The organism is Nocardia sp. NPDC046473 (genome assembly GCF_040645995.1).
Taxonomy (GTDB): Bacteria; Actinomycetota; Actinomycetes; order Mycobacteriales; family Mycobacteriaceae; genus Nocardia.
Map to the genome: position 1 here is coordinate 43,090 of NZ_JBEYZJ010000012.1, position 21,593 is coordinate 64,682.

Here is a 21,593-nt window from a genome sequence, read left to right on the forward strand (position 1 = left end):
ACGTGCCAGGCGGATCGAGGCGAAAGGCATGGCCGAGCTGCGACAACCGACGCGCGCCATGGCCCTGGCAGGGGTGCTCGGCTGGCCCGCCCGTCGCCCGACCACCACCCCCCATCGAGTCGCTTCGCGACACTGAGCTGCTGCCGTGTCGCTGGACGGACAGGTCGCCGGAACAAGACCATACTGTCTGAATGACCGGTGCAGTCGCTGTCGCCGAGAAAGCCCCCGAGCCGATGAGCCGGGCGAAGATCAATATCGTGTTCGCCACCATTGTGCTGGGCATGTTGTTGGCGGCGCTCGATCAGACGATCGTGTCCACCGCGCTGCCGACCATCGTCGCCGATCTCGGCGAGGCCGGGCACATGGCCTGGGTGGTCACGGCCTATCTGCTCGCCGAGGCGGTGGCGACCGCGTTGGCGGGCAAGCTCGGCGACCTGTTCGGCCGCAAGCTGATCTTCCAGCTCAGCGCGTTGATCTTCATCGTCGGCTCGATGATCGCCGGCCTGGCCAACGGGATGACGCTGCTGATCATCGCCCGCGGCATCCAGGGCTTCGGCGGCGGCGGACTGATGGTCACCGCGATGGCGCTCATCGCCGACACCATCCCGCTGCGCCAGCGCGGTAAGTATCAGGGCGCGCTCGGTGCGGTCTTCGGCGTCACCACGGTGATCGGTCCGACGCTCGGCGGCCTGTTCACCGACCACGCGAGCTGGCGCTGGTGCTTCTACGTCAACGTGCCGATCGCGATCATCATGATCGTGATGTCGGCCCGCACCATCCCGCGGGTGCGCGCGGTGATCAAGCCGATCATCGACTACGCGGGCATCGGCCTTGTCGCCGTTGCGGTTTCCACCCTCATTCTCGGGCTGGAATGGGGTGGGCAGGAGTACGCGTGGGGCTCGACGATGATCCTCGGGCTGTTCGCGGCGTCGGTGCTGCTGTTCGCGGCGTTCGTGGTGGTCGAGTTGCGGGCCGAGGAACCCATGCTGCCGATGGGCTTGTTCCGCAGCAGAGTGTTCACGGTGTGCTCGATCCTGAGCTTCATCTGCGGCTTCGCGATGCTCGGCTCGATCACCTATCTGCCCGCGTATCTGCAGTACGTGGACGGGGTTTCGGCGACCATGTCCGGCGTGCGCTCGCTGCCGCTGGTGGCCGGGCTGCTGGTCACCTCGATCCTGTCCGGCCAGGTGGTCGGCAAGACCGGTCACTACCGGTACTTCCCGATCGTCGGCACGTTGGTGATGGCGCTCGGGCTGTATCTGATGTCGACCATGGGCCGTGACACGGGCTTCTGGGAAGAGTCGCTGTACATGCTGGTGCTCGGTCTCGGCATCGGCCTGACCATGCAGGTGCTCACCATCGTCGTGCAGAACACCGTGCCGTACGCGCAGCTCGGCACCGCGACGTCCGGCGTCACCTTCTTCCGCACGCTCGGAAGTACTTTCGGCACAGCGATTTTCGGCACGCTGTACAGCAACGAGATCGGCCCGAATCTGCGCGACGCGCTGGTTCAGGCGAAGGTGGTGCCGCCGGAAGTCGCAGCGAATCCGCAAGCGCTGCAAAAGGTTCCGGAGGAGGTGGCCGCGCCGATCATCGATGCCTACGCCAACACCATCGATCATGTCTTCGTCTGGGTGGTCCCGGTCGCGCTGGTCGGTTTCGTGGTCGCCTGGTTCCTCAAAGAAGTGCCACTGCGCGATAGTGCTCGAACCGGCGCAGGCGATGTGGGCGAAGGCTTTTCGGTGCCCGACTCCGCGGACCGGGTGGTGCAGCTGGAGCGGGCCATCGCCGGAACCATGCGCAAGGAACACGCCGAGGGGCCGATCGGCCCGCGCATCCTCGCGGACGCGGGCAGTACGCTCAGCCGCGGCGAGGCTTGGGCGCTCGGCCAGGTCTACCTGCGTGACCGGGTCGAGGGCGGTGCCACGCTCGACGCGGTCGCGCGGGCGCACAAGCTGCCCGACGATGTGCTCGCGCCGATCTATCGCCGGGTGGCCGACAAGGGCTACCTCGTCGACGACGGCCGCGAGCTGCGGCTGACCGACCAGGGCCAGGCCGAGCTGGATCGGGTGAAGGCCGCCTGGCGCCGCTGGCTCGACAGCAGGCTCGACGACTGGAACAACGACGATCCCGCCGACCGCGCCCTGTTCGACCAGGCCTTGGACAACCTCGCCGCCAAGCTGCTCGAACAAGAAGCCGGCGAGCACGAACCCGCCCGCACCTGAATCCGTCCGCACTCGCGCCACGAAACCCCCTTGCCTCACTAATACTCGTGCACGTATATTCGTAGACGAGTAAGGAGGTGTGATGGCCACGAAGCGCAAGGTGAACAACCTGCTCGCGCTGGCGGTGCTCTCGGCGATGATCGACCGGCCGAAGCACCGTTACGAGATCGCGCAGACGCTGCGTGACCGCGGCAAAGACCAGGACATGGCGATCAAGTGGGGCTCGCTCTACACGGTCGTGCAGAGCCTGGAGAAGGCCGGCTTCCTGGAGATCGTCGGCAGCGAGCGCGACGGCGCGCGACCGGAACGGGTGATCTACCAGATCACCGACGCCGGACGCGCCGAACTCGCCGACTGGACCAAGGAATTGATCGCCGTGCCGGAACCGGAACAACACCGGTTCGTCGCGGGTCTGTCGATTCTTGCGGTGCTGCCGCCGGACGAGGTGATCGAGTTGCTCGGCAAGCGCATCGACGCGCTGAGCCAGATCATCGACGGTGTGCGCCGGGAACTCGACAAAGTCTTGGCCATGAAGCTGCCGCGACTGTTCATCGTCGAATCCGAATTCGGCCTCGCCATGCTGGAAGCCGAAATGGCCTGGGCGCGTTCGTTCCGCGACGAGATCGCGGACGGCACGTTCCCCGAGGTCGACTGGTGGCGGCAGGTGCACGCCGACGCGATACCACCCGAGGAAGTCATCGCCTACGTGGAGAGGGGGCTGGCCGAACCGGAACCGTCCTGACAACGAGACCAGGCTCGGCGGGGTGCGGCAACACCGCCGCCGAGCCCGATTGAACAGTCTCGAACCGCGCCCGCATGCGCGCACCCGGCTACAAGGCTGGCAACCACAGGATAACTGGGTGCGTACTGCACGGGTTGGTTCGGGGATTCGAAAAACCCGCAACACACGAACCTGGAGATACCCATGTCCAAAACACAGACCGCACTGGTCATCGGCGGCGGCATCGCCGGACCGGTCGCCGCCACCGCCCTGCTGAAGGCGGGCATCGATGCCCGCGTCTACGAGGCCTACCCCGGCTCGTCCTACAACATCGGCAGCGGGCTCGCGCTCGCGCCCAACGGTATTGCCGCCCTCGACGTCATCGGGGCCGGCGACGCGGTCCGCGATATCGCGCTGCCGGTGTCCAAGATGGGCATGTCGATCGGCGGCAAGAGCATCTTCCTGCCCGGCTTGGAAGGCATGCCGCCACTGCAACTGGTCGATCGCGGCGAGCTGCACCAGGTGCTGCACAATCACGCGGTCGCCGCCGGCGTCGGCTTCGAGTACGACAAGCGCCTGGTCGACGTGGTCGAGGACGAGTCGGGCATCACCGCGCGGTTCGCCGACGGCAGCACGGCCACCGCCGATGTGCTGATCGGGGCCGATGGCGTTCGTTCGACCGTGCGCGCCCTGATCGATCCGAACGCACCGGGACCCGACTACACCGGCATGCTCGGCTTCGGCGCGATCATCGACTACGACGGCGACGTCGAGCCCGAATCCATGACCTTCGCCTTCGGCAAGCAGGCCTACTACCTGTACGGGGCACACGGCCCGGGCCGGGTGCTGTGGGGCGCCAACCTGCCACACGACGAGTACCTGTCGCTCACCGCCGCCCGGGCCATCCCGAAGGCGCACTGGCTCGGCATCCTGCGCGAGACCTACGCCGACGACACGCCCGGCGGTGAATTCGCCAGGCGCACTACCGAGGCGGACTTGGAGGTGTCCGGGGCGCTACACATCATGCCGCCGGTGCCGCACTGGTTCCGCGGCCGCATGGTGCTGGTGGGCGACGCGGTGCACGCGCCGTCCAACAGCTCCGGTCAGGGTGCGTCGCTGGCCATCGAGAGCGCCGTCCAGGTGGCCCGCTGCCTGCGTGACCTGCCGACGCCGACGGCCGCGTTCGAGACCTATGAGCGGCTGCGGCGCGGCCGGGTGGAGGCCGTCGCGGCCCGCGCCGCGAAGACCAACCACAGCAAGACGCTCGGCCCGGTGGGGCGCACGATGATGAAGCTGCTGGCCCCGGCATTCATGAAGATGATGAACGTGGAGAAGAGCATGGGACACGAGCAGCGCTACCGGATCGACTGGGACGCCCCGGTGCAAAAAGAACTCGCGGTAACCGTCTGATTCGGTCGAACCGCGCGGGCTGATGGTCCGTACCCTTGGAGAACATCGATCCGAAAGGACTCCGGGGGAACAATGCAACCTGACCATCAGCCCGCGCTGCACCTGACCGGCCTGTGTAAACGCTTCGGCGGACCGTGGGTCGTCGACAACGTGAGCCTGGCGGTACCGCCGGGCTCCTTCTTCGGCCTGGTCGGCCCCAACGGGGCGGGCAAGACGACGACGCTGTCGATGGCCTGCGGACTGCTGCGCCCGGACGGCGGCCGCGCCGAGATCTTCGGCGCCGACGTATGGGCCGATCCGATCCGCGCCAAGACCCTCGTCGGCGTGCTACCGGACGGTCTCGCGCTGCCGGAACGGCTCACCGGCCGCGAATTGCTCACCTACACCGGCCTTTTGCGCGGCATGCCGGAACAGACCGTCGCCGAGCGCGCCGACGAACTGCTCGCAGTCTTCGAATTGACCGGCGCCGAAAAGACTTTGGTAGTCGACTATTCCGCGGGCATGCGCAAGAAGATCGGCCTGGCCACCGCGCTGCTGCACGCGCCGAAACTGCTGGTGCTCGACGAACCGTTCGAGGCGGTGGATCCGGTGTCGGGCAGCACGATTCGCACCATCCTGCAGCGCTTCGTCGCGGCCGGTGGCGCGGTGGTGCTGTCGAGTCACGTGATGGCGCTGGTGGAGAGCATGTGTGACCGGGTCGCGGTGATCACCGCCGGACGCGTGGTCGCGGCGGGCACGGTGGACGAGGTCCGCGGCGGCACCACCCTGGAGGAGGCGTTCGTCCGGTTGGTCGGTGGCCGCGTCGGCGGAGAGGACGGGTTGTCGTGGCTGGCATCCTGATCCGGCTGCGGCTGCTGCTCACCAGGCGGACGCTGAGCAACGGCATGCAGGGCTTCAGCTTCGTGATGGGTGTGCTGGTCGGCACGGTCTTCGCGATCATCACCGCGGCGCTGATCGGATTCGCCGTGCGCGATGGCGATGTCGCGAACGGAATCACCGTTGCTGCAACGATTTTCGGGGTATGGACGCTCGGCTGGCTGTGCGGCCCGGTGCTGATCGGCAGCAGCGACGAGACCATCCAGCCGGAGCATCTGCGGCTGCTGCCGCTCAGCAGTCGGCAGCTGGCCGGCGGGTTGCTCGCCGCGGCGTTCGCCGGACCGGCGCCGGTGATCAACCTGATCGCCTTCGCCGGGCTGGTCGCGCTCGCGGCGCAATTGGGTTGGGCGGCAACGCTGGTCGCGGTCGTCGGGACCGTGCTGCAGCTGGTGTTCGTGGTGCTGCTGTCGCGGGTGGTGCTGGCCTGGGTCGGCGCCGCCATGCGGTCACGGCGGGGCAAGGACATCGGCGTGCTGCTGGCCGGGCTGCTCGGTGTCGCCTACTACCCGATGAGCTGGCTGATGTCGCACGTGAGCGCGCTACGCGACCTGCCGGACTGGGCGGCAGCGGCACTGCGCTGGATTCCCTCCGGCTGGGCGCCGGTCGCGGTAGAGGGTGCGGCACAAGGTAATTGGCTGCTTGCACTGGTGCCGCTGGTCGGTCTGGTCGTGGTCTCGCTCGGGCTGTGGCAGGCGTGGGCGGTGCTGCTGGCGCGGCGGCTGGCCGCGCCGATGAATTCCGTGGCGGGCAGCACGGGTGGCGGACTGCTCGGCCGGGTGCGCCAGCGCGGACCGGTCGGCGCCGTGCTGATCAAGGAACTGCGCACCTGGTCGCGGGACAGTCGCCGCCGGGCCGCGCTGTTGCCGGTGCTGGTGGTCGGCATCATGATGCCGGTGTTCCCCGCCTTCCAGGGCAGCGGCACCGGTGCCGTGCCGTTCGCCGGGGTCACCGCGGTCTCGTTCGCCGCGCTCGCCGGTGCCAACCTGTACGGCTACGACGGCACCGCCATCTGGCAGACCCTCGTCACCCCCGGCGCGGCGCGCGCGGACGTGCGCGGCAGGCTGCTCGCGCTGCTGATCGTGCTCGGCCTGCCCACGGTGCTGCTCGCGCTGATCCTGCCGGGTGCGCTCGGCCGGTGGAGCCTGTATCCCTGGGTGCTCTCGCTGTATGGCGCCGCGCTGGGCGTCGGCGTCGGCGCGGCCGTGCTCATCTCGGTGCTCGCGCCGTATCCGATCCCGCCACGCACCGGCAATCCCTTCTCCGGTTCGGGTAACCCGGGCTGTGCGAAGGTGCTGCTCCAGTTCACCGTGCTGTTCGGTCAGCTGGCCGCCGTGCTTCCGGTGCTGCTCGTCCTGCTGATCGGCCATTTCACCGAGCTGACGGCGATCGAATGGCTCGCGGTCCCGGTCGGAGTCGGCACTGGCATCGCCGCGGCCATGGTCGCCGCTCGGCTCGCCGAAAAGCGCCTGACCACCCAGGGGCCCGAACTCCTCGCCGCCGTCCGACCCAAGTGAACGCCGACAGCGCGCGTTCCTTGAAATCAACACCCGTGCGTGTCAGCGCTGGGTCGAACGGCAGCGGGCACATCGGTGAGGCAATAGACTCTGCTGGTGAGCGATAGGGATTCCGATGGCAGTCTCGATCTGAATCAGTTGCGCACTTTTCTGGCCGTGCATCGTGCGGGGTCCATCACCGGCGGCGCGCGGCTGGTCGGGTTGTCGCAGCCCACGGTGACCGCGCAGTTGCAGGCGCTGGAGAAGCGGGTGGGGCAGCGGCTGTTCGAGCGACTGCCGCGCGGGGTGGCGCCGACCGCGGCCGCCGCCGAATTGGCCGCGCGGATCGCCGAACCGCTGGATGCGTTGACTGCCGTTGCCGGACGGTCCATTACCACCGAGGATGAACCACAGCCACCGGTCCGGTTGGCCGGCCCTGCGGAAATGCTTGCGGTGCAGGCGATCCCGGCCCTGGCTCCGCTTATCTCGCACGGTGTCCGACTGACCGTGACAGCCGGACTCTCGGAGGATCTGCTGGCCGGGCTGCGCGCAGGGAACTACGACCTGGTGGTGTCGACGGTGCGGCCTCGGGGGCGCACAGTGATCGCCGAGGCGCTGTCGGACGAGGAATTCGTCCTGGTCGCCGCGCCCGCGGTGGCCGGACGGATCGACACCGCGCGGCTGGGTGCCGAGGGCCCGGCCGCACTGGCCACGGCGCCGCTCGTCAGCTACGCCCCGGACCTGCCGATCCTGCGCCGGTATTGGCGACACGTCTTCGGGATCCGGCTGACCGGCGAAGCGGCCGTCATCGTCGCGGACCTGCGTGCGGTCGCCGCCGCGGTCGCCGCAGGCGCGGGCATCAGTGTCCTACCGCGCTATCTCTGTGCAGCTCAACTGAATTCGGGCGCTCTGGTCACCCTGCTCGACCCACCTGACCCACCGATCAACACCGGCTTCCTGGTCCGCCGCCCCGGCCCGGACACCCGACCGCACGTGGACTTGGTCCACGCCCGCCTACGCACCGCCGCCCGAACCTGGTAGCCGCAGCGGAACTTCGGGCTCCTATCCGCGCGCCGCGCGTTTGCGCAGGATCTCGGCCGTCTGCTCGTCGGCGGGCAGGAACGCCTCCAGGTGCAGCTCGGCCAGGGTGATGTCGGTGGCCGTGGCGAACGAGGTGAGCGTGGTGATCAGCCGCAGCTCGCCGTCGTCGCTGCGCAGCCGCAGCGGCACCGCGAAACCGAGGTGGTCCGGGCCCGGTTCTACTTGCGGGAGATAGCTTTCCAGCTCGACGATCAACTCGGCCAAGGCCGGATCGGGGCTGCGGGACATTCGCCCGCGCAGGGCCTCGGTCACGTGCTTGCCCCACTCGGGCAGGTTCACCACTCGCTTGGCCAGCCCATCCGGATGCAGCGCGAGGCGCAACACGTTGATCGGCGACTTCAGCAGCTCGGGCGCGGCGCCCTCGGTCAGCACCGTGAAGGCGGCGTTGGCGGCGAGCAGCACGCCGCGCGGCTTCACGACGATCGCCGGGTAGGGCAGGTGGCCGTCCAGGATCGTCTTCAGTGCCTCCCGCACCGGGCCCAATTCCGGTGTATCCAAATCGGATTCGGGAAACGCGGGGGCGTAGCCCGCGGCCAGCAGCAGATCGTTGCGCTCCCGCAGGGACAGATCCAGCGACTCCGCGAGCCGCACCACCATGGTGCGGCCCGGTCGCGAACGTCCCTGTTCCAGGAAACTCAGATGTCGCTGCGTGGTGTCCGCGCGGATCGCTAGGTCGAGCTGACTGACCCGACGCAGGGTCCGCCAGTGCTTGAGCTCACGGGCGAACCCCGGTGCTTCTATCGCCGTTGTCATATCCACATTTTGGCCCGACCTGGGGGTGAGTGCGATTCCGCGAAGGGTATGAGCGAGCAGTTGCGGCGTGATTGCGCTATTCCCTGTCGGGAATCGCGCGGTATCGCTGCGCTCGCAAAACTATGTCCCATGAGTGAACAACTGAACGATAACGAGCTAGCCCGCTTCGCCCAGCAGTACATCGCGCAGTGGAACGAATCCGACCCCGCGGCCCGCAGCAAGCAGATCCGCGACCTCTGGGCGCCGACCGGTGCACAGACCCTGGTGGATCCGCCGGTGGAAATGCGGGAAGAGGCGGAGCGCCTGCAGTTCCCGATGCCGCCGCTGGAGGTACGCGGCCATGATGCGATGGACCGCAGGGTGACCCGGGCCTATGAGATGTTCATCGAGTCGGGTGAGTACGAGTTCGCGGTCGAGCAGGCGGCGATCCGGCTGCCGGCCGGGCTGCTCGGCGTGAGCTGGACGATGGTGGCCAAGGCCGACGGCTCGGTCGCCGGTGGCGGCTTCGAGGTCATCGGCCTCGACGACGAGGGCCGGATCCTGTCCGACCACCAGTTCATTGCAGGTGTGCGATGAATGGCATTGCCTACCAACTGGATCCGCTGCGCGGCCTCGACGGCCTGACCATCGCGGCGCAAGAAGTTCCCGAACCGGGACCGCATCAGGTCGTGATCCGGGTCCGCGCGGCCTCGGTCAATCGCCGCGACCTGATGCTGATGGACGGCGTCTACCCGCTGCCCGCCACCCCGGGCATCATCCCGCTCTCCGACGGCGTCGGCGAGGTGATCGCCCTGGGCGAGAACGTGACCCGGGCCGCGCTCGGCGATCGGATCACCGCAAGCTACTTCGTGCGGTGGATCGACGGCCCGCAGCGGCCGGCCATGGCGGCCGAGCAATACGGCGCCAACTTCGACGGCATGCTCGCCACTTACGCGGTGATCGAAGAGGATTCGGTGGTGCACGTGCCCGCGCACCTGACCGACGTGGAGGCGGCGACGCTGACCTGCGCGGGAGTCGTTGCGTGGGCGGCACTTACCAAACCGGTGCCGGTCGTGCTCGGCGAGACGGTGCTGACGGTGGGCAGCGGAACAGTCGCGCTGTTCGCCGTGCAGTATGCCAAAATGCTGGGCGCGCGGGTCTTTTCCGTCACCTCCAGCCCGGGCAAGGCCGAGGGCCTGCGCAAGCTCGGAGCGGACGAGGTGATCGTCTCGACCGAGACGCCGGACTGGGATCAGGCGGTGCAGGAGCTGACCGGCGGCCTCGGCGTCGAGCACGTCGTCGACGCGGTCGGGCTGCCGACCTTGTCGAAATCCGTTCGCTCCGGCGGATACAACACGCAGATCACCATGATCGGCGCGGTGCAGTCGCCGGTGGCCGAGTCGGTCGCCGAGGTGTTCGGTAGCCAGTACGCGTCGATCCGCCGGATCGCCGTCGGCAGTCGCACCGACTTCGAGGCGATGAACCGGACGATCAGTGAACATCGGATGCGGCCGCTCATCGATCGGGTGTTCCCGCTCGACCAGGCGGTGGCGGCGTACCGCTACTTCCGTGACGACAACCCGTTCGGCAAGGTCGTCGTGACGATGCCCTGACTAGGGGCAGCCGGTGAGTTCCCGTGTCATGGCGTCCTTTTCGGCCTGGGTCAGCCAGAGCTGGTAGGCCGCCTTGACCTGGATCTGCCTGGTCAGGTACGCGCACCAGTAGCCCTTGTTCGGCGGCAGCCAGGTGGCGGCGTCGGAATCGCTCTTGGACTGGTTGGTCGGACCGTCGACGGCCTGCAGGTTCAGCGGATCGTTGGCCAGATCCTGGCGACGCGCGGCGGAAAGCTGTTGTGCGCCTTTCTGCCAGGCGTCCGACAGCGGGATGATGTGGTCGATCTGCACGTCGTCGGAGGTCTTCGGACCGCGGACGAACTTGATGGTCTTGCCGGTGTACGGGTCGTTCAGGGTGCCGGTGGCGACGACGCACTTGCTGTTGTCCTTGAAGGTGACCTCGGTCATGTCACGCTGCAGGATGTCGTCGCGGGTGTCGCACTTGTTGTGACCGCCGGGGACCGACACGTCATCGGTCCAGGCGGTGCCGAATTGCTCACGGGTGTAACCGGTTTTGGCGGCGCGGCCGGCCACCCGGATGGTGTCGAGCATGGCGAGCGCGTCGCGGCTTGGCATGCTGGCCGGGGCATTGGCGCAGGCCAGCGCGGATCCGTTGCCGCACGCCGCGTTCGCGCTGGGGGATTCGACTCGGTTCACGTAGTAGTAGGACAATCCGATGAATGTCGCGATGGCCAGCCCTATCAAAGCGAGCCGTTGAACTGTGAACTTCATCGAGCTTCCTAACGCCAACCACCCTGAACTATATCGGGCGCCAACGTATCCGGAGGGCGAGGTCGCGGAAGTGATTGCGGGGTATGACGTTCCGCACAGGCATAGGGGGTTCATACATGAAACCACCCTCGAGTCGCCGTGCCGGCGCCGACTCGAGGGTGGCTGATCACGAGGGAGGTCGACGGTCGCGCGGTGGGGCGGATGGTTGTCCAGTCCGTATTCCGCACCCGACGACACCACAGGGCCGATGAGGGAGGACCCGAGGTGTCGAGCCGCGCCGGGCGAGCTCGCTCGTGATGACTAGGGGCAGATCGGGATTCGATCGGTGTCAGCTGAGAGTGCTACCCACGACTGGGAATTCGCCTCTCGCTCTCGCACCGCTTGTCTCCGTCCCGACCTTGCTTGTTGCTACGTATTGAGACAGTAGATAACAGGGTTTGATCTTGGCAAGTCCATCGCCCTGATTCGGCAGTATTCTCAGGTTCATTTCAGACTGGTAGCTATATCTACTGAATGCTTACGGATGTGCCGGTCAGTTGCGGGATCGCATCAGTGGGCGCGAGGCAGTCCGCGGCCGGCCAAAGCCGTGATGAGCGTCACTTTCGCGGCGGTCGCAGGGCAGCGATATCCCGTGTCCAAACCGGGTGAAGGCAACAAAGCCGACCCCTTGGAAGGACAACTCATGGGCGAGTCCGGCAAGCCCGACAGCGACTACCGGTTTGTCGATCACGCCCGCCACCTGGACGCCTGGTTCGCCGCGCTGGAACTGGACCAGGTGGTCATCGTCGGCCACGACTGGGGCCGGCGCGCTCGGCCTGGACTGGGCCGCGCGTCATCCGGGCCGGACTATCGCGGCCCCGAAGCGACCCTGCTCACTGCGGAGGTCCGGCTCAACTGCAGTCAGGCGACGCCGCAGTGCCTGGCCCGCGACGAGCGAGGCGCCTTCGTCCTCGGCGACGTCTTCGAACTCACCTCCGCCGACGCCGCCGGGATCCTCGACGTCACCCGGCCACCTATCGAAAGTCATCGCGGGTCTGCCGCACTCCGGACGTTTCCCGCTGCTGGACTGAGAGCAGGGAGGCTAGCTCGTTGCGGGTCGCAGCAGGCTGCCGCTCAGTACGCCGCGGGCGGTTCGGGTCGCGACCACCGACCAGGCGGCGACCAACAGTACGTACAGGGCGATCGCGGTGACGGCGAAAAGATTTGCACCGGTGTGGGTGTAGAGGACGGTGCTGCCGGTGACGCAGGTGCCGAGCGGGAAGGTGAAGCCCCACCAGGTCAGGGTGAAGGTCAATTCGCCTGCGCGGAAGGTCTTTACGGTGATGGCGAGCGCCAGAGCCAGCCACAGCATGGCGAAGCCCCAGGCGGCGATACCGAAGATGACCGAGAAGACCAGGAAGCCCTTGGCGTAGAGGTCGGGCAGGGCGGCGGGTGCGGCGTTCGCGAGTAGGCCTGCGGCGGTGACGGATTGGCCGAGCGGGCCGAGCACGATCCACAGGGTGGGCACCATGCCCGCCTGGGGCGTGCCGTGATGCACCAGGCGCGACCAGATCATGGTGATGGTGACCAAGGCGGCGAGCAGGCTCAGGCCGAACATGGCGACGCAGAGCAGGATCATGGTCAAGCGCAGCTGGCCCGCCGGGGCGTGCGGGACCAGCAGCGCGCCCATCGCGGCCGAAACCATCGGCGGCACAACGGGCATCAGCCAGCCACCGAACGCGGCGTCGGCGGCGACGCGGTGCCTGGTGAACATCCGGTAGGGGATGGCGAAGGCGGTGAGCAGGCCGAGCAGGGTGCCGACGGTCCACAGCACCCAGTCGATCGCCACCGCCGCGGGCAGGCCGATCACGTCGGAGCCGAGCAGCAGGGTGCCGCCGCCGACGGTCAGCAAGGCCATCGGCGGTGCGCCGAAGAACTGCGACATCACCGGGTGATTGCGGTGGTCGCGGGCGGTATCGGGGAAACGCGCCCAGTGCGCGATCCACGCGACGGTCAATGTCACCAGCGACACGGCGGCCAGCGCCCACACGACGGTCGCGGCGCCGCGCAGCCCGGGGAACTGCAGCGGCAGGGTGGCCGCCGCGGTGGCGACGATGCCGGTGCCCATCACCGCGGCGAACCAGTTCGGGCCGAGTTGGCGCAGCGAGGCGAGTCGGCGGCGGTCGGCACGCACGTCGCCGACCAGACGCCGCTGCCCTGCGGGGCGGGAGGACACGGTGGCGGTCATGGCTCCAGCGTCGCCGGAGGCGGCGGCGTCAGGTAGCCGCCGTGTGCCTATGTATGCATAGACTCGTTCTATGCCCCTGTCGCCCCGTGTCCCGGATCTGGCCGCGCTCGACCTGCTGCTTTCGGTGATCGAGCTGGGCAGCCTCGGTCGCGCGGCGGCGGCACACGGCATCAGCCAGCCCTCCGCGTCCTCGCGCATGCGCTATCTGGAGAAGCTGGTCGGCATGCCGGTGCTGGAGCGCACCACCCTGGGCTCCCGGCCGACGCCCGCCGGTTCGCTGATCGCGGAGTGGGCCCGCGGCGTGGTCCGCGCGGCCGAACAGCTCGACGCCGGAATCGACACCTTGCGCGCCGAGCGCGCCTCACATCTGCGCGTCGCGGCCAGCCAGACGATCGCCGAATACCTCTTCCCGGCCTGGCTGATGAAGCTGCGGGCCACCGCGCCGGGCACCGCCATCGCCCTGGAATCCGGCAACTCCGTCGAGGTCGCCAAGGAGGTCCTCGACAACAAGGCGGATATCGGTTTCATCGAGAGCCCGCAGAACTTCCCCGGTCTCGAGTCGCACGTCGTCGCGCACGACCGCCTCGTTGTCGTCGTGGCGCCGACGCACCGCTGGGCGCGCCGCGGCGCGGTCACCCTGGCCGAGCTCGCCGAAACCGCGCTGATTCAACGGGAAACCGGCTCTGGCACCCGAAACTGGTTCGAGCACGCGGTGTCTCGCCAGCTGCCCGGCTGGAAGCCGGAGGTGGCACTCGAGCTGTCCTCCACCACCGCCATCAAGACGGCCGCCGCATCCGACGCCGGTCCTGCGGTACTGAGTTCCCTTGCGGTAGCGGCCGAAATCGCCGCGGGCACCCTGGTATCCCCGAAGCTCACCGACCTCGAAATGAACCGCACCCTGCGCGCCGTGTGGCCGACGGGCCAGCGACTGACCGGCCCCGCTCGCGACCTCTACGCGATCGCCCGCGCCACCGACCGATAGGACTCACGCACTGTCGGCGGGCTGCGCGGTGGGCGGAACGCCGGTGTCCAGGAAGCGGATCAGGCGATCGATGCGCGCGGTGTGGTCGACGCAGCGTTCCAGGTGGTTGGCGAGCAGTGCGATCGTGATGGCGGCGGCGGTCGGCTGCGGCGACGCGGGGGCGGCGAGGGCCGAATGCAGTTGCTTGTGCAGGAGTTCCATCGCGTGCAGGCCGGGATCGTGTTCGGCGGGCGGCTCCTGATGGCCGGTGGCAACGGCCTCGCCGCTGAGCGCGGTCCTGGTTGCGGCGAGCCTGCCCATATCGGCGAGAATCTGGAGAATCGCTTGCGGCGCAACATGTCCCGGATGGCTTTGATACACCTGATCGGCGACCTGACTGACCAGCCCGCCGATTCGCGACAACTCGGTCGCGATCTGGACGGCGGTCACCACGTGCCGTAGATCGCGGGCGACCGGCGCCTGCAACGCGAGCAGCACCACCGTGCGTGCCTCGCATGCGCCGTACATCTGCTGTAGTTGCTCGTCGAGGGCGAACACCTCATAGGTGGCGGTGAGATCGGCGCCGACGAGTGCGTCGGTCACCCGCTCGGCCGCGTCGTGGGTGAGCCGGCACATCAGCGTCAAATCATTGGTCAACGCGACGAGCTCGCGAGTGAACTGGGTGCGCACGCGCAAATTCTCGCCCATATCCGCGCGGCCGGGCACATTAATCCCCGCTTGGACCTGAATTGACAGTGCAGATGATGCCAACGCGGCACTATGTGGTCGAAAATAGGAAGGGCACTTGACCGCGGCTGACAGGATTGTGGTGTGAAGCGCGATGTCTCAGCCCATCTGGAGGTGGCGATCACCGCGCCGACCACGCTCGAATTCCAGATCGCGGTCGCGCGGCAGACAAATCTGGACCTGAACGAATCGCTGGTGTTCGAGCTCGACGGCTGGGCCATCGCGCCATGGGAGATCCTCGGCCCGCACGGCACCCGTATCCACAAATTCTCCGTCGGCCCGGGCACTTTGCGCGCGCACTACACCGCGACCGTGCTCGGCACCGCGTTACCGGAGCCGAGCTCCGACTACGACCGTGCGCTGTATCTGCGGCCCAGCCGCTTCGCCGAGTCGGACAAGCTGCTCGGCTTCGCGGCCACCGAATTCGGTTCCGGCACAACGGATGCCCAGCTTGCGGTCGAGGTGTCGCAGTGGGTCGGACGCCGGATCCGCTACGTCGCGGGCAGCAGCGACCCCATCGACGGTGCGGTGGAGACGCTGCTGTCCGGCGCCGGGGTGTGCCGCGACTTCGCACATCTGGTCGTGGCCCTGCTGCGCGCGGTGAAGGTGCCCGCGCGGGTGGTGTCGGTGTACGCGCCGGGCTGTTCGCCGATGGACTTCCACGCGGTCGCCGAGGCCCACGTCGACGGCGCCTGGCGGGCCCTCGACGCCACCGGACTGGCGCCGCGTTCGACGCTGGTCCGGATCGCCACCGGCCGCGACGCCTCGGACGTCGCGTTCCTGGACAACCACGGCGGCGAGATCATCGTGAACAGTCTGCAGGTCACCGCCCTGGTCGAGGGCTACCTGCCGTTCGACGACAACGTCACCCCGACGTCGATCCGCTGACCACCGTCAGGAGATGTTCTTCAAGAACGACACCGCATTCGCGCTGCCCGCCACCACCACGTCGAGCTTGCCGTCACCGTCGAAGTCGGCGATGGCGGGCGTCTGCGGCTGCGAGGTGACGCCGAAATCGCCGGTCTTGCCGACGGTTGCGCCGTTGCCGGTGAAGATCACGATCTTGGAGTTCAGCACCGCCGACATCGCGGCGTCCAGCTTGCCGTCCTTGTTGAAGTCGGCCACCGCGATGCTGGTCGGGCCGAGGCCGGACACGTTCACCCGGTCGGTCTTCTTGAAGCCGCCGTTCCCATCGGACAGCAGCAGCGTGGTGCTGAAGGAGAACGAGTCGGCGGTGATCACATCGTCGATGCCGTCGCCGTCGAAGTCGCCCGCGCGCACGTCCTCGGTGATCAGTCCGGACGTGCTCGCGCCGCGCCGGGTGAAGCTGCCGTCCCCGTTGCCGGTGAACACGTGCACCTGCTGCAGTGCGTCGTTGTTCACCGCTATGTCGATCTTGTTGTCCGAGTTGAACTTTCCGACGGTGAACGCGGCGGCGACACCGGGGATCAGGCTGGTCGGCCCGGCCTCCAGGGTGCCGTCACCCTTGCCGAGCCAGGTCTGCACGCCGGCGGGCGCCAGGCTGAGCACGTCGGCCTTGCCGTCGCCGTTGGCGTCGGCGACGATCACTTCCTGTTGCGCGCCTTCGAGAGTCGTGTACTTCGTGGCCGGGCGGAAGGTGCCGTCGCCGTTGTTCACGAACGTCGCGATCGTCGTCCACGCCTGCGCGACGACATCGGGCTTGCCGTCGCCGTTCAGGTCGCCGACGCCGATCGCGCCGAAGCCGATGCCCACATCGCCCACCCTGGTGCCGGTGTTGAATCGGCCATCGCCCTTGCCGGTCATCAGAATCGGTCCCGCCCCTTGGAAATCGGCCGCCACGACATCGGCCTTACCGTCGCCGTCGAAGTCGGCGGTGACGGTGCCGATCGGGGACGGCCCCGGCCCCCAGGACGGAAACTGGCCGCCCGACGGCGAATCCACCTTCGGCGCGAAATTGACCGCCCCCGCGGCGTGCGCGGGGGCGGGAGCGATCAGGCCGGTGCCGATCAGGGACAGTGCCGCGGTGGCCGCGGCGAGAACTAGGCCGCGCGAATGCGAGGATGAAGTGTCCATGAATTGTCCTGGTGTGCGGAGAGTTATTACAGAGCACGGACTTTATGACCTACATCACATCGAGGCGGCGATAATCCCGCCAATTCGTCGGATTGCCCACCGGGCCGGTAATCCGCTGTGGCATTGCGCCAAAGGCGCTTTCGTCACTGTGTCGCACATTCGGGCACGCCGCGTGGCAGTGTGCCCATAGTGCGCCCCGGTGCTACGGTCGCGGCATGCCGAGCAAGCGCGACCTCCAACATCGAGTGGTGACGACGTTGCAGCGTCGCGTCGTGAATCCGTTGCAGCGCAAGCTGCCCGCCCAGCAACTGCTGGAAACCGTCGGCCGGGTGAGCGGGCAACCGCGCATCACCCCGATCGGCGGTCGCAAGGTCGACAACGCGTTCTGGCTGGTCTCCGAGTTCGGTGAGCGCTCCCAGTACATCCGAAACATCAAGGCGAACAATCGCGTTCGTGTGCGCCTGCACGGTCACTGGTACACCGGCACCGCGCAGCTGTTGCCCGAGGACGACGCGCGCGCCCGGCTGCGTGCCCTGCCGCGCGGCAACAGCGCGGTGGTTCAGCTGGTCGGCACCGACCTGCTGACCGTCCGGATCGACCTGGACAGCTGACGACGCGTCAGTCCTTGGCGCACTTGGACCAGAATTCGAAGGGGCCGGGGACATTCCACTCGCCCTGCGCCCTGGCCACCGCCTTGTCCTGTGCTTCGTTGATGGTGGTACCCCAGGCGGAGGCCCAGCCGCCGCCCCGGCCGAAGGCGAACGCGACGCAGGCGTCCTTCGACCAGATGGGTTCCTGACAGGAGGCGCCGCAGGCGGACTGCGCCTTGCCGACGGCGGCATCCTGGCTGAGCGAGCTTGTGGCCCAATGCACTTCGTTGGTCTTGTCGTTGTAGGCGGCCGCGATCCACACGGACGCGGCGGCTTTCGTCGTCGGCGCCGTGGTCGGCGGTGCGGTGGTCGGCGGGGGGAGCTTGGCGCTCGGCCGGGTGGTCGGCGCGTCGGATGTGCTGGGGGAGAAGGTGAAGCTGGTGGTGGTCTCGCCTGCGTCGATCCGGTTGTGCTTGACCGTGTTCTTCCACACCTTCAGCCCGATGATCGCCGCGATCACGACCACGGTGAGCAGGATCGAACCGATGACGGCGAGCACCTTTCCGCCGCCGCCACCCGAGCCGGATCCGTTGGGTCCGTGCGGCGGTGGAAATCCCTGGCCGGGCGGCCCCGGCGGGAAACCGCCCTGGTGCGGCGGAAACTGCTGCGGCGCTTGCTGATACATCGGGGCCTGCTGATATTGCGGGACCGACGGATACTGCGGAGCCTGCTGCTGCGCGTACGGATCGTTGGGCTGCCCCTGCTGATACGCCGGATCCGGGTGGCTCAGCGGATTGAACATGGTCGGATCCGACGGCGGCACCGGTTGATACGCCGGATCCGGCTGACTCAGCGGATTGAATACGGTCGGATCCGACGGTGGCACCGGTCGGTAGGCCGGATCGGGCTGACTCAACGGGTTCAGCTGGGTCGGGTCCGGGGGCGGTTGATACCCGGCCTGGCCCATCGGGTTGAGCATCGTGGGATCCGAGCGTTGCCGGCCGGGTGCCTGCTGCGCATTCCGTGCGTCGTGCGCGTTCGGGTCGTAAGGCTGCCCGGGGTACTGGCCGGGTGGGTATGACATGCGCCCCCGCTGTTGTTCGTCTCGATCAAGGCCGAACCAGGGTATCGGCTCGGTAGCCGGTTATCTGCCCCTGTCAATGGGGGCCGACGGCGCTGGTACATCGGAAGTCGCCGGGCGACGCGTAGTTTCGTTCCTGCGGACAGCGCACATATCGACTGGAGGGTATATATGACGATCGAGATTCCCGAGAAGGTGCGGGACCTGCTGGTGCGACCCATCTATGCGAGCCTCGGCACGACCAGGCCGGACGGGGCGCCGCAGGTGAACCCGATGTGGTTCGTGTGGGACGGCGAGTTCATCTGGTTCACCCACACCAACTTCCGGCAGAAGTTCAAGAATCTCGCGCACGAGCCGCGCGTCTCGATCTCGATCTACGACCCGGACAATCCCTACCGCTACCTCGAGGTCCGCGGTGTGGTCGACCACATCGACGACGATCAGGAGGGCGAGCTCTACTCCAGCCTGTCCGAGCGCTACGGCAACGGCCCGAAGGTGCCGCCGGACGCGAAGGACCGGGTGGCGATCGCGATCCGGCCCACCGGCCTCACCGGTTACGCGCTGCACCGCGACTGACCCGCGAAACCGGGCAAATCGCCCTGCGGCACCGCTCTGACCAGTATGCGGAGGGTTAGCTGCAACGATGGATCTCATGATCCGTGTGTTGACCGACCGCTGGACCGTGTTCGTTCCTATCCTCGCCGCCCTCGCGCTGGCCGCCACCTGGGGGCGAAGTCTGTCCGGGGTGGCGGTCGTCGTGGTGGCCGCGGCCTTGATCGGCGCGGTGCTCGCGGCGGTCTATCACGCGGAGGTGGTCGCGCACCGGGTCGGCGAGCCGTTCGGGTCGCTGGTGCTCGCGGTCGCGGTGACCGTCATCGAGGTGGCGCTGATCGTCACGCTGATGATCTCCGGCGGCGACAAGGCGGCGTCGCTGGCCCGCGACACCGTCTTCGCCGCGGTGATGATCACCTGCAACGGCATCTTCGGCCTCTCCCTGCTGGTCGGCGCGCTGCGCAGGCGGGTGGCGGTGTTCAACGCGGAGGGCACCGGCGCGGCGCTGGCCACGGTCGCCACGCTGGCCACGCTCAGCCTGGTGCTGCCGACCTTCACCACCAGCCAGTCGGGCCCGGAGTTCTCCGCCGGGCAGCTGGCCTTCGCCGCGGTCGCCTCGCTCGCGCTGTACGGGCTGTTCGTGATGGTCCAGACGGTGCGTCATCCGGACGACTTCCTGCCCGTCGAGGGCGACGGCGTGGTCGCCGACGACGACGAGCACAGTACGTCGCCCACCGCGAAAGCGGCGCTGCTCAGCCTCGCGATGCTGTTCGTCGCGCTGGTCTGCGTGGTCGGGCTGGCCAAGGTGGTCTCGCCGTCCATCGAGTCGGCCGTCGCCGATGCGGGACTGCCGCCGTCGGCGGTCGGCGTGGTGATCGCGTTGCTCGTGCTGCTGCCGGAGACCCTCGCCGCGGTACGTGCCGCGCGTCGCGATCAGGTGCAGATCAGCCTCAATCTCGCGCTCGGCTCGGCCATGGCGAGCATCGGCCTGACCATCCCGGCGATCGCCGTCGCCACCATTTGGCTGGACGGTCCGCTGGAACTCGGGCTCGGCGCCACCCAAATGGTGTTGCTCGCACTCACGATCGTGGTCGGCGTGCTGACGGTTGTGCCCGGCCGGGCGACTCTTTTACAGGGTGGAGTGCATTTGGCACTGTTCTCCGCATTTGTGTTCCTCGCGGCCAGTCCATAGCGGAGCGTGACTCAGCTCACGGATAAGAAACCGAATTCGCCATCGAGTGACCGGGGTCACTCGTATTCGGTGTGCTGACTGTTGTCCTGTTGTGCACCGGCTCGTTGCGATATTGCGTCTACCTTGTCCTTTTTGCCGACGCGATCCGCGCCGTAATCGCACCGAGATCTTGCTCAGAGTTAACCGGATTACGTGATGCGCATCATATTGCTTAGCAAAATGCGCTGATAACTTGTTGCAAAACACCGAACTGCTTCCATCTGGATGCTTCTACCAGCGGTTATGGCTAGTCGGTAGCGATCGCAGGGGAGGTGATGATCACACCGTGATCAGCTTTACTGTTACCGATTGTCACCGATAGCTTCTTGGTGGCAGTGACGCCCATCATGGAGAGAGCAATTGTGAAACCTGAGACACACCGGCTCGGCCGGGGCCACGCGTGGCGCCTGTGACCCGGGCTCGCTCGAGCGCCGCTGCCGTTCGTATCGTCCGCAGGAACTTCTCCGACACGGTCGTCTCGTCGTTGCGGACGTTCGGTCGTGCCGTCGACATCGCGCGTGAATCGGTGACCGGCACGGTCACCGGGATCGCCCGCGGCCAGTTCCAGTGGCGCGAGGCGACCACCCAGGCCTGGCGCCTGGTGACCGTCACGGCGATCCCCGCGATCCTCATCGCGATCCCGTTCGGCGTCATCGTCTCGATTCAGGTCGGCAACCTCATCCACACACTCGGCGCCGACTCGCTGCTCGGCGCGACCGGCGGCCTCGGCGTGATCAAACAGGGCGCCCCGCTGGCCACCGGATTCCTGCTCGGCGGCGCGGGCGCCGCCGCCATCGCCGCCGATCTCGGCGCGCGCACCATCCGCGAGGAGATCGACGCGCTCAACACCATGGGCATCAGTCCGATTCCGCGCCTGGTGATTCCGCGACTGGTCGCGATGATCGTGGTGGCGCCGCTGCTGAACATCCTCATCATCTTCGTCGGCATCGTCGCGGGTTACGCGGTCGCGGTCGGCGGCCAGAACGTCACGCCCGGCAGCTACTGGGCCACCTTCGGCTCCTTCACCACCGTCGCCGACGTGTGGGTGTCGCTGCTCAAGGCCGCACTGTTCGGCTTCCTGGTGGTGGTCATCGCCTGCCAGCGCGGGCTGGAGGCCAAGGGCGGACCGCGCGGGGTCGCCGACGCGGTGAACGCCGCCGTGGTGCTCTCGGTCGTGTCGATCGCCATCGTCAACCTCGGCGTCACCCAGGTGGTCGAGATGTTCCTGCCGACCAGGCTGGTCTGA

Annotated in this window: 21 protein-coding genes; 14 read left to right on the top strand and 7 right to left on the bottom strand. The window is 67.7% G+C overall.

Translation table 11 applies throughout. The annotated features are described in order from the left end of the window. The first annotated feature begins 191 nt into the window (after nucleotides 1-191). The 6 genes from ABZ942_RS37310 (at nucleotide 192) to ABZ942_RS37335 (ending at nucleotide 7,766) form a co-directional block, all read left to right on the top strand. The gene (locus ABZ942_RS37310; RefSeq protein ID WP_357390635.1) at nucleotides 192-2,225 is read left to right on the top strand and encodes an MDR family MFS transporter; all 2,034 of its coding nucleotides are present in this window, start codon (nucleotides 192-194) and stop codon (nucleotides 2,223-2,225) included. Between the two features lie 82 nt (nucleotides 2,226-2,307). Next, on the top strand, nucleotides 2,308-2,967 hold the full coding sequence (locus ABZ942_RS37315) for a PadR family transcriptional regulator (RefSeq protein ID WP_357390637.1): 660 nt from the start codon (nucleotides 2,308-2,310) through the stop codon (nucleotides 2,965-2,967). 183 nt (nucleotides 2,968-3,150) lie between these two features. Then, on the top strand, nucleotides 3,151-4,356 hold the full coding sequence (locus ABZ942_RS37320) for an FAD-dependent monooxygenase (protein WP_357390639.1): 1,206 nt from the start codon (nucleotides 3,151-3,153) through the stop codon (nucleotides 4,354-4,356). Nucleotides 4,357-4,428: 72 nt separating this feature from the next. Next, nucleotides 4,429-5,196 carry an ABC transporter ATP-binding protein gene (locus ABZ942_RS37325; RefSeq protein ID WP_357390641.1) on the top strand — a complete coding sequence of 256 codons (768 nt, stop codon included), beginning with the start codon at nucleotides 4,429-4,431 and terminating at the stop codon, nucleotides 5,194-5,196. After that, nucleotides 5,181-6,746 carry a hypothetical protein gene (locus ABZ942_RS37330; RefSeq protein ID WP_357390643.1) on the top strand — a complete coding sequence of 522 codons (1,566 nt, stop codon included), beginning with the start codon at nucleotides 5,181-5,183 and terminating at the stop codon, nucleotides 6,744-6,746. The genes ABZ942_RS37325 and ABZ942_RS37330 overlap by 16 nt, the downstream gene beginning before the upstream one ends. Nucleotides 6,747-6,842: 96 nt before the next feature. Then, complete coding sequence (locus ABZ942_RS37335) at nucleotides 6,843-7,766, top strand: LysR family transcriptional regulator (protein ID WP_357390645.1); 924 nt, start codon at nucleotides 6,843-6,845, stop codon at nucleotides 7,764-7,766. A gap of 21 nt (nucleotides 7,767-7,787) precedes the next feature. Here ABZ942_RS37335 and ABZ942_RS37340 read toward each other — a convergent pair whose 3' ends face one another. Further along, complete coding sequence (locus ABZ942_RS37340; protein ID WP_357390647.1) at nucleotides 7,788-8,579, bottom strand: helix-turn-helix transcriptional regulator; 792 nt, start codon at nucleotides 8,577-8,579, stop codon at nucleotides 7,788-7,790. Nucleotides 8,580-8,708: 129 nt separating this feature from the next. Between ABZ942_RS37340 and ABZ942_RS37345 the strand changes: the two genes are divergently transcribed. Both ABZ942_RS37345 and ABZ942_RS37350 read left to right on the top strand, forming a co-directional pair. After that, a complete protein-coding gene (locus tag ABZ942_RS37345; protein ID WP_357390649.1) occupies nucleotides 8,709-9,155 on the top strand; it encodes a hypothetical protein in 447 nt (148 codons plus the stop codon). Further along, a complete protein-coding gene (locus ABZ942_RS37350; protein ID WP_357390651.1) occupies nucleotides 9,152-10,171 on the top strand; it encodes an NAD(P)-dependent alcohol dehydrogenase in 1,020 nt (339 codons plus the stop codon). The genes ABZ942_RS37345 and ABZ942_RS37350 overlap by 4 nt, the downstream gene beginning before the upstream one ends. Here ABZ942_RS37350 and ABZ942_RS37355 read toward each other — a convergent pair whose 3' ends face one another. From ABZ942_RS37355 to ABZ942_RS37365, 3 genes are all read right to left on the bottom strand, one after another. Further along, on the bottom strand, nucleotides 10,172-10,903 hold the full coding sequence (locus tag ABZ942_RS37355) for an HNH endonuclease family protein (protein WP_357390653.1): 732 nt from the start codon (nucleotides 10,901-10,903) through the stop codon (nucleotides 10,172-10,174). It lies immediately after the preceding gene. An 832-nt stretch (nucleotides 10,904-11,735) separates the two neighbouring features. Continuing rightward, nucleotides 11,736-11,930, bottom strand: a complete 195-nt coding sequence (locus ABZ942_RS37360) for a hypothetical protein (protein ID WP_357390655.1) — start codon at nucleotides 11,928-11,930, stop codon at nucleotides 11,736-11,738. Between the two features lie 54 nt (nucleotides 11,931-11,984). Beyond that, entirely contained in the window at nucleotides 11,985-13,130 is a 1,146-nt protein-coding gene (locus tag ABZ942_RS37365) for a TDT family transporter (protein WP_357390657.1), read from the bottom strand. A 70-nt stretch (nucleotides 13,131-13,200) separates the two neighbouring features. On the opposite strand from ABZ942_RS37365, the gene ABZ942_RS37370 reads away from it, so the two are divergent. Continuing rightward, on the top strand, nucleotides 13,201-14,112 hold the full coding sequence (locus ABZ942_RS37370; protein ID WP_357390659.1) for a LysR family transcriptional regulator: 912 nt from the start codon (nucleotides 13,201-13,203) through the stop codon (nucleotides 14,110-14,112). Between the two features lie 3 nt (nucleotides 14,113-14,115). On the opposite strand, the gene ABZ942_RS37375 is transcribed toward ABZ942_RS37370, so the two are convergent. Then, the gene (locus ABZ942_RS37375; protein ID WP_357390661.1) at nucleotides 14,116-14,781 is read right to left on the bottom strand and encodes a PhoU domain-containing protein; all 666 of its coding nucleotides are present in this window, start codon (nucleotides 14,779-14,781) and stop codon (nucleotides 14,116-14,118) included. A gap of 141 nt (nucleotides 14,782-14,922) precedes the next feature. Between ABZ942_RS37375 and ABZ942_RS37380 the strand changes: the two genes are divergently transcribed. Further along, nucleotides 14,923-15,726, top strand: coding sequence for a transglutaminase family protein (locus ABZ942_RS37380; protein WP_357390663.1), 804 nt, complete (start codon nucleotides 14,923-14,925; stop codon nucleotides 15,724-15,726). Between the two features lie 6 nt (nucleotides 15,727-15,732). Here the strand turns inward: ABZ942_RS37380 and ABZ942_RS37385 are convergent, their stop codons facing one another. After that, nucleotides 15,733-16,893, bottom strand: a complete 1,161-nt coding sequence (locus ABZ942_RS37385) for a VCBS repeat-containing protein (protein ID WP_357390665.1) — start codon at nucleotides 16,891-16,893, stop codon at nucleotides 15,733-15,735. A gap of 215 nt (nucleotides 16,894-17,108) precedes the next feature. Between ABZ942_RS37385 and ABZ942_RS37390 the strand changes: the two genes are divergently transcribed. Next, nucleotides 17,109-17,504: a nitroreductase/quinone reductase family protein gene (locus ABZ942_RS37390; protein ID WP_357390667.1), complete on the top strand. Its 396-nt coding sequence runs from the start codon at nucleotides 17,109-17,111 to the stop codon at nucleotides 17,502-17,504. Between the two features lie 7 nt (nucleotides 17,505-17,511). Here the strand turns inward: ABZ942_RS37390 and ABZ942_RS37395 are convergent, their stop codons facing one another. Next, on the bottom strand, nucleotides 17,512-18,567 hold the full coding sequence (locus ABZ942_RS37395; protein ID WP_357390669.1) for a DUF4189 domain-containing protein: 1,056 nt from the start codon (nucleotides 18,565-18,567) through the stop codon (nucleotides 17,512-17,514). A gap of 168 nt (nucleotides 18,568-18,735) precedes the next feature. Here ABZ942_RS37395 and ABZ942_RS37400 point away from each other — a divergent pair, with 168 nt between their 5' ends. The 3 genes from ABZ942_RS37400 (at nucleotide 18,736) to ABZ942_RS37410 (ending at nucleotide 21,593) form a co-directional block, all read left to right on the top strand. After that, nucleotides 18,736-19,140 (top strand): PPOX class F420-dependent oxidoreductase, encoded by a 405-nt coding sequence (locus ABZ942_RS37400; protein WP_357390671.1) that lies wholly within the window; start codon nucleotides 18,736-18,738, stop codon nucleotides 19,138-19,140. Between the two features lie 76 nt (nucleotides 19,141-19,216). Next, the gene (locus tag ABZ942_RS37405; protein WP_357390673.1) at nucleotides 19,217-20,308 is read left to right on the top strand and encodes an ionic transporter y4hA; all 1,092 of its coding nucleotides are present in this window, start codon (nucleotides 19,217-19,219) and stop codon (nucleotides 20,306-20,308) included. A gap of 439 nt (nucleotides 20,309-20,747) precedes the next feature. After that, nucleotides 20,748-21,593 carry an ABC transporter permease gene (locus tag ABZ942_RS37410; RefSeq protein WP_357390675.1) on the top strand — a complete coding sequence of 282 codons (846 nt, stop codon included), beginning with the start codon at nucleotides 20,748-20,750 and terminating at the stop codon, nucleotides 21,591-21,593.

Coding starts and splice junctions, on each gene's coding strand:
- ABZ942_RS37405 (WP_357390673.1), top strand. CDS start 19,217: ATGATCCGTGTGTTGACCGACCGCTGGACCGTGTTCGTTCCTATCCTC.
- ABZ942_RS37350 (WP_357390651.1), top strand. CDS start 9,152: ATGAATGGCATTGCCTACCAACTGGATCCGCTGCGCGGCCTCGACGGC.
- ABZ942_RS37325 (WP_357390641.1), top strand. CDS start 4,429: ATGCAACCTGACCATCAGCCCGCGCTGCACCTGACCGGCCTGTGTAAA.
- ABZ942_RS37395 (WP_357390669.1), bottom strand. CDS start 18,567: ATGTCATACCCACCCGGCCAGTACCCCGGGCAGCCTTACGACCCGAAC.
- ABZ942_RS37310 (WP_357390635.1), top strand. CDS start 192: ATGACCGGTGCAGTCGCTGTCGCCGAGAAAGCCCCCGAGCCGATGAGC.
- ABZ942_RS37320 (WP_357390639.1), top strand. CDS start 3,151: ATGTCCAAAACACAGACCGCACTGGTCATCGGCGGCGGCATCGCCGGA.
- ABZ942_RS37340 (WP_357390647.1), bottom strand. CDS start 8,579: ATGACAACGGCGATAGAAGCACCGGGGTTCGCCCGTGAGCTCAAGCAC.
- ABZ942_RS37400 (WP_357390671.1), top strand. CDS start 18,736: ATGACGATCGAGATTCCCGAGAAGGTGCGGGACCTGCTGGTGCGACCC.
- ABZ942_RS37315 (WP_357390637.1), top strand. CDS start 2,308: ATGGCCACGAAGCGCAAGGTGAACAACCTGCTCGCGCTGGCGGTGCTC.
- ABZ942_RS37390 (WP_357390667.1), top strand. CDS start 17,109: ATGCCGAGCAAGCGCGACCTCCAACATCGAGTGGTGACGACGTTGCAG.
- ABZ942_RS37345 (WP_357390649.1), top strand. CDS start 8,709: ATGAGTGAACAACTGAACGATAACGAGCTAGCCCGCTTCGCCCAGCAG.
- ABZ942_RS37355 (WP_357390653.1), bottom strand. CDS start 10,903: ATGAAGTTCACAGTTCAACGGCTCGCTTTGATAGGGCTGGCCATCGCG.
- ABZ942_RS37365 (WP_357390657.1), bottom strand. CDS start 13,130: ATGACCGCCACCGTGTCCTCCCGCCCCGCAGGGCAGCGGCGTCTGGTC.
- ABZ942_RS37370 (WP_357390659.1), top strand. CDS start 13,201: ATGCCCCTGTCGCCCCGTGTCCCGGATCTGGCCGCGCTCGACCTGCTG.
- ABZ942_RS37360 (WP_357390655.1), bottom strand. CDS start 11,930: ATGACTTTCGATAGGTGGCCGGGTGACGTCGAGGATCCCGGCGGCGTC.
- ABZ942_RS37385 (WP_357390665.1), bottom strand. CDS start 16,893: ATGGACACTTCATCCTCGCATTCGCGCGGCCTAGTTCTCGCCGCGGCC.